This is a genomic window from Hydrocoleum sp. CS-953 (genome assembly GCF_002260545.1).
GTDB lineage: Bacteria > Cyanobacteriota > Cyanobacteriia > Cyanobacteriales > Microcoleaceae > Trichodesmium.
Window position 1 is genome coordinate 1 of sequence record NZ_LGSU01001205.1, and the last position, 7,908, is coordinate 7,908.

At 33.2% G+C, this 7,908-nt stretch carries 2 protein-coding genes and 1 pseudogene; all 3 read right to left on the reverse strand.

The annotated features are described in order from the left end of the window. A partial coding sequence (locus tag AFK68_RS19945) for a class I SAM-dependent methyltransferase (RefSeq protein ID WP_094674462.1) occupies positions 1-652 on the reverse strand: 652 nt, incomplete at its 3' end. A 933-nt stretch (positions 653-1,585) separates the two neighbouring features. Beyond that, the gene (locus AFK68_RS19950) at positions 1,586-4,117 is read right to left on the reverse strand and encodes a hypothetical protein (protein ID WP_371357463.1); all 2,532 of its coding nucleotides are present in this window, start codon (positions 4,115-4,117) and stop codon (positions 1,586-1,588) included. A 479-nt stretch (positions 4,118-4,596) separates the two neighbouring features. Then, positions 4,597-7,656, reverse strand: a pseudogene (locus AFK68_RS45785) (glycosyltransferase); the annotation flags it as partial. Positions 7,657-7,908 lie beyond the last annotated feature (252 nt).

A 7,908-nucleotide genomic window follows, 5' to 3' on the forward strand; every position in this document is an offset into this window, starting at 1 on the left:
ATTGCTTAATGTAATTCAATTTCAGTTTTTGTTGAGCTAATATTTCTCCATCTCTCTTAAAAAAATAAGTTTTCTCAATGGATTTAATTTCATCATTTTCCCCAATTTTTTCTATCTCCTGAGAATAAACAATTCCTGTGGGGAGATTTTGTTGATAGCTTTTGTGTTCTCCCTGAATACTCAACATAAATAATCCATCTTGACGCAGATGTTTAGCAACATTAATTAATCCCTTAATATCCTCATCAATATCCTTAGTATGATTTCTTAAGTCAGTTTGATCGCCTCTTTGGCTAATTACCCAAACTCCTCTACTAGAAACAGCAATATCAAAAGTTTCTTGAAGGTTCATATTATAGATATCTGCTTCTACTAAATTTCCCCATTCTCCCAATCTTTGTCTAGCAATATTGAGCATTGATAAGGTAATATCTACTCCTGTAAATTCAGCTTCAGGAGCAAGTGCCAATAATTTTTCAGCAAATAATCCTGTTCCTACACCTAATTCTAGTATTTTTTTTCGACCATCTTTTATTAAAGAATAGACTGCATTAGCCATTCCTTGATAATCATAATAGCCTTGAGTCATCAAAAGGTCATAATAATCAGTAAAACTATCATAATAATCAGCGATATTGGTATATTTATTCATAGTTAGTTTTGCGGAAGTAAAGTGCGTTCTCTAATAAATAAGTGAGCTGTTAGTAACTATAGCAATCCTATTTTATTCGTGTCAAAAATATTAGCGCTTTTAGGGAATAGGGAACAGGCGTAAGTTTCAGTTTTTTTATCTACTTTTTGATTTATCACAACCTATGCGCGGATTGCTATATATCACGATAATTTTATTTAGGGTTTGCTGAATAAAATTAAAACTCTTGAAAGATAAAAGCTTAAAGCTTTTTGGATTGAAAAAAGTTTCTGGTTTTCAGTTGAAAACTCTCAAAAAGTTAGTATAAAAGGCAGAATAATAGCAGAAAAATCAAGGGACAAATATATCTGACTATCTCCTTTATACTACTCTCTACTCCCCTACTCCTTGAAAAGACTTTTTCAGCAAATTCTAATTATAAATACCTGTAAATAAAGAATTAATTTAATATTTGTGCGAGGTAGGGAAGAGGCAAAAAGAATATCGTTGATTAGTAAATGCACAAATAATTTTCTCTATCTACTTAGCAAAATAATTTGATTGAGAAATAAGAGAATGTTTACCAAATAAGTATTAAGTAACTTGTCTAATAANAGAAAATTTTAAAAAAAATCCGAAAAGTAGGGAAGAGGCAAAAAGAATATCGTTGATTAGTAAATGCACAAATAATTTTCTCTATCTACTTAGCAAAATAATTTGATTGAGAAATAAGAGAATGTTTACCAAATAAGTATTAAGTAACTTGTCTAATAACTAAATCTTAAAGCTTGAATAATGCCGGGATTAAAATCAGTCTACAGTTAGCGGGTATCAGTATTCATATTCCCAAAATTATGGTAAATTTCTTTATGGCAAATAATTTTTTATTCACCTATTCCCTGTTCCTAATTCCCTATCTGATTTTTTATATTTCCCGATCTATTCAATCTCTAATTATCCATTTCCCGCAAATTTTTGATAATCTTCTAGTAACCAATGAGGCAGTTTATCTATGTCTTCTATTCGCAATTGTTCAGAACGACAATATAACATTGCTGCTAATAAATAATTGATAGCTTTCGGCGCTTCTATTCCTTGAGCAAGTTGGGTAGCTAAATGTTGTAAAAATTCCTGTTCACTTTCTACTAAAGATTGATTTTGCACCCCACTATTGAGTAATGCTTGATAAGCTTTACCCATTTCACCTAAGTAAAAATTTTCCAGTTTTTGTGGTTCTAAATTTATCCAAAAATCAGCCGTTTGTTTTCTCAGTTGACGCAATTCTTTCACAACAGATTCATCAGAAGGATCTATATAATAAAGATTCACACTACCTAATAATTGATTCATAAATTTTTGGTTGGCAGAATCTAAATTATCTGTCTTATTTTCTGTTAAAACTAGATTCTTTTCAGTTTTAGCTTCAGCAGCTTTTAGAGGTCTGGTATCCAAATCTCTACCAATAGAATCTTCTGATAAATGAGGAGACTTAGCTTGAAAAGTCTTTTCCAACTTCTGTGCAACTTCTCTACTTTCAAATACCTGTTTATAATCATTAATCAACCACTGAGGCAAACGATTTTTAGCATCTCGGACTAACATTTTACCTGGTGGAAAATATAACATTCCCCCTAAAAGTGCATTAATAGCTTTAGGATTAGTTAGACCCATACTTTGATCAGCTAATTCCTTGAGGAATTTCTCTTCATCTTCTGTTTGAGGTTCGTTTTGAATCCCACTTGCTAATAAAGCTAGATATGCTTGTCGGACTTTACCTTGATAAATAGTTTCTAATTCTTTTGGAGATATATCCAACCAAAAATCAGCTATTTGTTTACGAAGTTGACGTAATTCTTCTACTAAAGATTGGTCAGTCGGGTCAATTTTGTAGAGATTTACACAACCCACTAAACGATTAATAAATTTAGGCGTTAAAGATTTTTTATTTGTAGATTCTGTCTTTTTTTGCAAATGAATATTTTGCCACTGCTCGAATAATTCTTGGAACAATTCACCTATCTTTGTAGAGTAGCTAAGACTGTCTAAAAATGAAGGATTTTGCTGCATTTTTTCTTGAATTTCTTGCCGTTTTTGTTGTCGCCACTCAGAATTAGTTGCCAGTTTAACTGCTAAATTAACATAACTTTCTTCTCCATCAGCAATAAGATCCTCCATATTAATTTCCTGCAATAAAGCAGACGCTTGCCTAAATCTTAAGGCATTTCCTTCCACAACAACTGGTGGTAGTCCTATCATTAAGGGGTCTATTAAAGAGGTTGCCCCACCATAAGGGAAAGAGTCTAAATAAATATCTGCTAACTCTAAACATTTTTTGATATCTGATTTGCTTGGTAGTGCTTTAATGACCACCAAGCGCTTACTATCAATACCATGTCCTTCCAAAGTAGCTCGCATCTGTTGGATAAAAGGTCTGACGGGATAAGAATTTGTCCAGTTGGGGTTAAAGGGGTACAAGACTAAAATGGAATTGGGCACCGCAACTAAAATTTTTGCCCAAGTCTCCCGCATTTCGGGAATGATTTTGTAGGAATTGGCACCGGAAATAAAGATAGTAGTTTCGTCGGTTGCTCCCCAACTGGAGCGGAGGGGTTGTACTACTGGAATAGTTTCGGGGATGGGGTCTCGGAAACATAGTCCGGAACCTTCTATGTTGACTAATTTTTCGGTATACTGTTCTTTGGTTATCTCGGTCGGAGCAGTTAATTTGCCAGAGATGTAATAATCTATGGGTGTCATTCCGGTAGTAGCAGGAGAGTTAATTGATGTAACCTGGATTCTTGCTAGTCGGTGAGTTGCCAGTAAGGTAGAATTTTTGGTAATAGCAGTAATATTAGAACCGAAAAACAAAATATCAAGATTGTCATTACGAATAGTTTGTACTTGATTTTTTAGTTCTTTTGGTACTTCTATAAATTTATCGACACGACTTTGACAATATTTTTCTAAGGGGTGTCCGTTAGAATTTATTGCATAAAGAAATATCTCAAATTTACTCCTATCTAAATGTTCAAATACTGGGAGTAAAGAGTATGTTTCTGTTTGAGGATTATAATGATCTTTAAGAATTCCCAAACGAATTTTTTGGCGGTCATAAGGGCGAGACTCCATCGTATAATCTAACTGTAACCCACGATTTTTAAGAACAAATTCAATAATTTCTGCCCGTTTGACGTAGAGATTTTTTAAATTTGGAGTAGTCGTAAAATATAGAGGTATCCAATTAGAATTTTCTACAAACAACGAGGCGATCGCTTGCCATAATTCTGAGTCTGGATTTGTGGATATATTATTATGAACGTAACTCAACCATCCAGCCATAAAATGATAGTAATTATCTGTTTCTCCTATTTCCTGGAAAAGCTGAGGAGAAGCAAACATAAATTTTAAATAGTCTGTAGCAAACCAGTTAGGAATGGGAGCTTTTTCGTATTTAATTTCTAGTCTATCTGCTCTTTGATAAAGCATACCTGCTAAAAGATTCTTAATGTCTAAAGCTTGGTTAAATCCTTTAGCAATATTAGCTTTTATTTGAGTGACAAATTTTTGCTCGGTTTCGGTTAAGCTTTCCTCTTTAATACTGCTTTTCAATAAGGCTTTATGTATTTGACCAAGTTCTCCTAAATAGGCAATTTTTAGATTTTCCAAGGTATTGAAATTTAACCAAGAATCTGCAATTTGCTTTCTAACTTCCTGCAACTTCACTAAAGTAGATTTATCGGACTGGTTTTGTCGGTAAAGTTCAATCTCTTTATTGACTTCTACCAGAGAAGGCAATAAATTAGTTTCAAAATTATGTGTAGGTTTGTTTTGTTCTATTAACTGAGATTCTAAAGATACTACTTCCTGACTCGTTGTCTTAACTAAAGAAGTTTCAGCCTCCGTTTCTGCATTAATCAAAATAGAAACCAATAAATTAATTACCGAGGGAGACCTACTACATTTANTTCAATCTCTTTATTGACTTCTACCAGAGAAGGCAATAAATTAGTTTCAAAATTATGTGTAGGTTTGTTTTGTTCTATTAACTGAGATTCTAAAGATACTACTTCCTGACTCGTTGTCTTAACTAAAGAAGTTTCAGCCTCCGTTTCTGCATTAATCAAAATAGAAACCAATAAATTAATTACCGAGGGAGACCTACTACATTTAAGACCTTCCCGAATTTGAGCAATAGCTCCATTAGTATTACCTCCTTTCAACATAGAAGCAGCCATTTTCATAGCTTCAAGTGCATAATGTTCCCTAGCTTTATTTGATAATTCTTCAGCCATATTTGTTGGTAAATAAGTTTGAGTAATTTCTATAGCTTTCCTAGCATTTTCTATATTACCTCCAGACAGCATTAACCGGGAAGTTTCCGAGGAAGAATGTAAACGGAAACAAGCCAAAATTTCCGGTTCAAACCAAATAGGATAAAAAGCAGCTATTCGTTTCCAAATTTCCCAATCAGCAGCAGAAGCAGCTTGGTCACAAAAACCACCTAATTGTTCATAAGTTTCACGTTTAACTACCATTCCCACAACTTGAATACGTTGCTCTACAGTAATCTTTTCTGAAAATTTTTCTATAACTCCAGGAGTATCTCTTTCCAAAACAGATAAAAACTTTTTCTTATCATTTTCATCTATATAATAGTGGCGACAAAATGCAGCTCCTACTGTTGTTTTATTTTCTATTCCCCGACGTAACTTTTCATAAAAACCAGGCAAAACAAAATCATCATCATGGAGTAGATGAACCCAGTATCCTTTTGCTCTTTGTAGACAAACATTAAAAATCGGAGCTTGACCAATATCTTGAGGAAAATGCCGATAAAAATTAACTCTTTCTCCCCCTACTTTTCGGACAATAGCTTCTATTTCAGATTGAATTTTTTCATCAGGACAATCATTAATTACTTCTATTTGCATTTCCTCTGGAGGAGGAGCTTGTTGCAACACACTTTTCAGAGTTTGTTCTAAATATTTGACCTTTTTATAAGTAGGAATCATCACAGACCAAAACGGTCGATAGCTATTATCTGACAATGGAGAAATTTCTGGATATTCAATACCCATTTGATTATTTTTGAGAGTAGCTATTTGAGGAAATTTTTCTACAGCTACTTCTCTTTGTTGTTCTCGCCTTACCGTTGCCCAAATCCAAGGTTTAGCAGATTTTAAAGAAACTAAATTAAATCCTGCTGCAATTAATAAATCTTTTAATTGTTCTTCAGTATAAGCATTACCAGAAAAATAATATTGCTTATCTTTCGCTCCTTCCTCATCAAAATTTCCTAAACCTTCAGCGCTGTGGTCATGTACTTGAATTTTAAAATATCCTCCCGGTTTTAAGACCCGAAATGTTTCTTGGAAATAATTTTTGACAATAGAAATAGAACGAATGTGCTGAAAAACTATCGTCGAAAAAACAAAATCGTAATATTCATCAGACAACTCTTGTAAATCATAGCCATTATTAACAAATACCTCTCCATTCTGTTTTCCATCAGCTAAATATTGCCGAGCAAACTGAATCATATTTTCCGAAATATCTACACCATCTACCTGTGCAAATTTTTTTCGTAAATACTTAATAAGACGACCAACACCACAACCAATTTCTAATACTTTCCACTCTGGTTTAATAGAGATACCTTCCAAAATTTGTGGCATCCAATTTTCTATTGAATTTTCCCAAGCTTGCTTTTTTTCTTCCGGGGAAAGTGTATCAATTCCGCTGTAAGCTAGCACTCTCCCAAACATAGCTTCATCTAGAGAATTAACATTCCAAAAATGACGCTGCATTTCTAACTGTCCCTGATTTATTTTTAACAGAGTTTTGTCGAAAATTTTCTTACCTTTCATAGCAGATAATTCCTTTTCTTCAATCTGCATTTCTAACTGCCCGTTATTTAGATTAAATTTCATTTCATCTAAATTTTTCCTATCTTCCATAACAGATAATTCTTTTTCTTTAATCTGCATTTCTAATTCCGCGTCATTTATTTTTGACAGAATTCCCCCTGAAATTTTCTTACCTTCCATAGCAGATAATTCCTTTTCCTTAATCTGCATTTCTAACTGATCTTGATTTATCTGAAATAGAATTTCCCCGAAATTTTTCTTACCTTCCATAGCAGATAATTCCCCTACTTTAATTTGATTAAAAGTCTGGATAAATACATCAGTCATAATCTTAGCCATTTGCGACCAAGAAAAATTTTGAGCTTGTGCTAAACCAGCAGTAATTAATTGTTGCCGAACCTCAGATTTTTGCACTTCACCCAAAGCATTTACTAAGCCATTAATATCATTCTCTTTTATATATAAAGCCGCTGTTCCTGCAACTTCTGGAATTGAAGCATTTTTACAAGTAATAACCGGACAACCACAAGCCATTGCTTCTAAAATTGGTAGTCCGAAACCTTCATATTTTGAGGGATAAATTAAAGATATCGCTCCAGAATAAGCAGATTTTAATTCTTGATCATTCACTTGCAATAAATGAATTTTACTACCGGAAATATATTTGCTTAATTCTGGCTCTAGTTTTCTATTTCCCCCTATACAAAGAATCTCAAATTCTGTGGATTTTTCTAATTGAGCAAAAGCTTGAAAAAATAAAATAGTATTTTTATAACCAAGCCAACCTATTCTCTCACCTACTATCAAAAAGTATGGTCGATTAATCTGATATTTTTGTTGAAAATTAGCAACTTCTTGAGGAGTCGCTCTAGAAAATTTCTGTTCAATTCCACAGTGAGCAACCTTGACAGAATTTGCAGATATTTGAGGAAAATATTTTACTAAATCCCAAGCTGTATTTTCAGAAATTGAAATATAAGAAATTGCCTGTTTAATACCACGATGTTTTTCTTGCCATGAAGGGTTATCAAGATTTTTAGCTAAAACTTCTGGAATCATATCATAAGCCATAAATATATATGGCGTTAAGATAGGTGTTGTGTAATAAGTAGAAATGAAAATATCGGCATTTTCTTCATCACATATTTGCTGCAACATTTGACGGTCTGCATCTATTCTTCCATAGTTATATCCAGGCACAACACGATATTTTATGCCGGGAATTTTCGGCGCAGTTTTTGCTCTATCAAGCACTAAAATATTTTTAGCAAAACTATCTTTCGACCATACTTCCAACAAAGACTTCCAGACACGAGCGATACCTGTATTATTTATTTGGAAAAATACACCGTCAATCAGAATCTTAAAATCTAATTGCTGCTGATTTTTTAGTTTCTTTTCTGTCAAATT